This window comes from Clostridium sp. SGI.024 (genome assembly GCF_050315195.1).
In the GTDB taxonomy this organism is placed as follows: Bacteria; Bacillota; Clostridia; order Clostridiales; family Clostridiaceae; genus Clostridium.
The window spans coordinates 1-3,511 of record NZ_JBNPON010000118.1; the positions used below are offsets into that span (position 1 = coordinate 1).

The 3,511-nt window shown below is 26.1% G+C and carries 2 protein-coding genes; both read right to left on the minus strand.

Going from position 1 to position 3,511, the window contains the following annotated elements:
- Positions 1-18: 18 nt before the first annotated feature.
- Entirely contained in the window at positions 19-2,640 is a 2,622-nt protein-coding gene (locus ACQRD5_RS16820; RefSeq protein ID WP_291631904.1) for a putative 2-aminoethylphosphonate ABC transporter permease subunit, read from the minus strand.
- Positions 2,641-2,650: 10 nt separating this feature from the next.
- Positions 2,651-3,511: ABC transporter ATP-binding protein (locus ACQRD5_RS16825; protein WP_427747089.1), on the minus strand; the 861-nt coding region annotated here is incomplete at its 5' end.

Here is a 3,511-nt window from a genome sequence, read left to right on the forward strand (position 1 = left end):
AAATAATATAATTAACCGTTATACTTCCATAAATATTGTTTTTACTTTTTCATATTGAACTAAATTATCAATTTCTCCCCAAATTAAGTCTTCAATTTTTATAGATGAAACCCTAAAATTTCTAGAAACATCTAATAAGATATATTCATAATTTAAATGAGAGTTCATATTTTCTTTATACTCCTTCATCATTAAATCAAGTAAATTATAGGATACCTTAAGTATTCCAACTATCTCTCCATCTACTCTATTAAATTGATGAATATCTTTTCCAAGCTTAAATAAATAATCATTCTTTAATTGAACAAATTCTTCATCCCCTGAATAACTTCTTTTAGTTAATAAAATACATTCTCTTTTTTTATTATCTAATAATTCAATTAAAGCTTTGTTCTCAAAGAATAAATCACCTTCAATTAATATAAAATCCTCTTTAATATGCTTACTTGCTAACGCTAACGATTCCATACTCGAAGTTTCATCATAATTATCATTAATTACATAGATAATACCTTTTTCATTCTTAAGACTATCCATTATTATATCTTTTCCATATCCAAGAACTATAATTATTTTATCTATCCCATTTTTTCTAAGCTTTCTTATACTTTCTTTTATTAATGTTGTATTCCCTATTTCTAAACCTGCAGGAGAAACACCAAAGTCTGTTCTTCTCCCTGCTGCTAATATTACAGCAGTCTTTATTTTTTCATTAGATTCTCTAGATATTAATAATCTATCTTCTTTAATTAATTCGATATTTTGTCTTAATAATTCAAAGCCTTTTTCTGTAACTTCATAATTAGTTAATTTTCCTACTTGCTTTTTACATATCCATTCATTTTTTATACATTCCTTTATAAGTAACCTAGCCTTTAAATACGAAATTCCTACTTTTTCTTTCAACATTGTTTCAGAAAACTTTCCTTCATCATTTATCATTTGAATAGTTCTATATATATTCATTTCTATATCTATCTTATAATTTTCACTTTTAATCTTATATAACTCTATTCCATATTTAACTATTAAGTTAGTAAATAAAATCATTACAGCTATTGCAGCTGTAGATGCTATAAATCCTTCATCATAAGTTGCAACCATTTCAACAGATGCTACCTTTGTCTTAGTAGTAAACAAAAATACTAATGCTGATATAGTCATCATAGAGTTTAAAAAATAATATTCAAAACTTTCAATAATAGCTGTTTTAGATAATGGCAATATAACATTATCAAAAACCTTGTACCATGGAACTCCCATAGTCTCTGACACATTTTCATATTCTTTATCTATTTTTTTCATACCACCCTTTATAGTCATATAAGGAACGCTAAAGAAATGAGTGATGTTAGCAAAAATCACAATTATAAATGTGCCATAAATAAATTTTAAAGGATTTATAGATTTATTAAAGAATAATAAATATGATAATCCTATTACTAATCCTGGAATAGCTAGTGGGGTAATACTAATCCAATCAATAAACTTTCTTAATTTTTCAAATCCAATACCCCTTTCAGTTATATAAGCAGATAATATAGCTATTATAGTACCCAATATAGCAGAAATTAATGAAACAAAAATTGTATTACCAAATATTTTTATTGGTGTTGTTCCTACTGTATTAACATTAAACCATTTAGTTGTAAAATTAAGATTATATGGCCATTGCTCTACAAAAGCAGCCATAATTACAGTCATAAATATAATAACTATAAATGAGCATACTAAATAGATGAAAATTGATACAACTCTATCTCTTATATAGTTTTCTTTTATTACATAATCCTTCGCACTTGAATCTATAGTTGTTACAGATTTACCAACTTTTCTATCAACTAAAAAGGATATTATAGATGGAATAATTAATAATATCCCTACAGTTGCTCCCATAGTTATATTAGATTGTCCTATAACTTGTTTATAAATATCTGTTGCTAATAGACTATAATTCCCTCCAAGAACCTTTGGAATACCAAAATCAGAAAATACCATTGTAAAAGCTGAGAAAAAAGCACTTATTATAGTGTACTTTACAGATGGTATGGTTATTGTAAGGAACACTCTTGATTTACTTGTGTCTAGAATTTCAGCTGCTTCATATAATCTATAATCACATACTCTAAAAGCAACTGAAAACATCATATATATTGCAGGAAAAACATATATACATTCAGCAATTATAACTCCCCATTTTCCATATAAGGGAAAGTTAAAAACCAACCAAGGTATATTGCCAAAAAAGCCTGTTGATATTAATCCATTTTCTCCAAATAAATAAATTAATGCTATAGCATGAGTCATTGTTGGTATAAATAATGGTAATAGTGCTATAAAATTTATTAATGCTTTTAACTTTACATTACATCTCTCAACAGCATAAGCAAAAACAAAACTTAAAAATACTACTATTATAGATGTAATACTTGAAACAAATACACTATTGCTAAAAGATTTAAATAATGCTGGTGTTGAAAAATAAGCTTTAAAGTTGTTAATCCCAACAAATTCTCCATTAATAAAAAATGCTTCCTTAAATAAAGTTATAATAGGAAATACTAATACTACGGCAAAAAATATTGTGATAGCATATATTAGTAATCTTCTACTTTCTCTTGATTTATCTATATCTATCATAAACACCAACCTATCCTATCTTATAATAGATTTCTCTATCTTTTTCTATATTAAATTTTTCCTTTGAATAAGCTAGTGTATCTACAGCAATTTCTTCATCTGCTTCTGTTTTAATAATTAATCTATAAAAAGCCCCCCTAAATTCTAAATCTTTAACTATACATTTTTTATAATCATCTAGCTTTTTATCAGAAATAAGTATATCTTCTGGTCTAATAATTTTCTTTTTATTATTTTCTTCAATAATATTTATTTCACCTATGAAATCTGCTATAAAGTTATTAGCAGGTTTTTTATATACTTCTTCAGGAGTTCCTATTTGCATTATTTCTCCTTCATTAATAACTACAATTTTATCAGATATAGTTAATGCCTCTTCTTGATCGTGAGTAACCATTATTGTTGTAATTCCTAAATCCCTTTGAAGAAATTTTATTTCTTTCCTTAAAGTTTCTCTTACTTTAGCATCTAATGCACTAAGAGGTTCATCTAAAAGTAGTATTTTAGGTGATAAAACTACAGCTCTAGCTAAGGCTACCCTTTGCTGTTGTCCACCACTTAATTGTTTTGGATACTTATGTTTAATATGCTTTAAATCTATCTTATCTAAAATATCATTAACTTTTCTTTCTATCTTTTCTTTTTCTATCTTTTGATTAACTAAACCATAAGCTATATTTTCGTATACAGTTAGGTTTGGAAATAAAACATAATTTTGAAAAACTATTCCTATCCATCTTTTTGCTGGTGATATCTTTGATATTTCTTTACCATCAATATAAATTTCTCCAGACTTTTTATTTTCAAGTCCACTAATTATTCTTAAAAGAGTAGTTTTCCCACACCCACTTGGCCCTAACAAAGAAACATA

Coding starts and splice junctions, on each gene's coding strand:
- ACQRD5_RS16820 (WP_291631904.1), bottom strand. CDS start 2,640: ATGATAGATATAGATAAATCAAGAGAAAGTAGAAGATTACTAATATAT.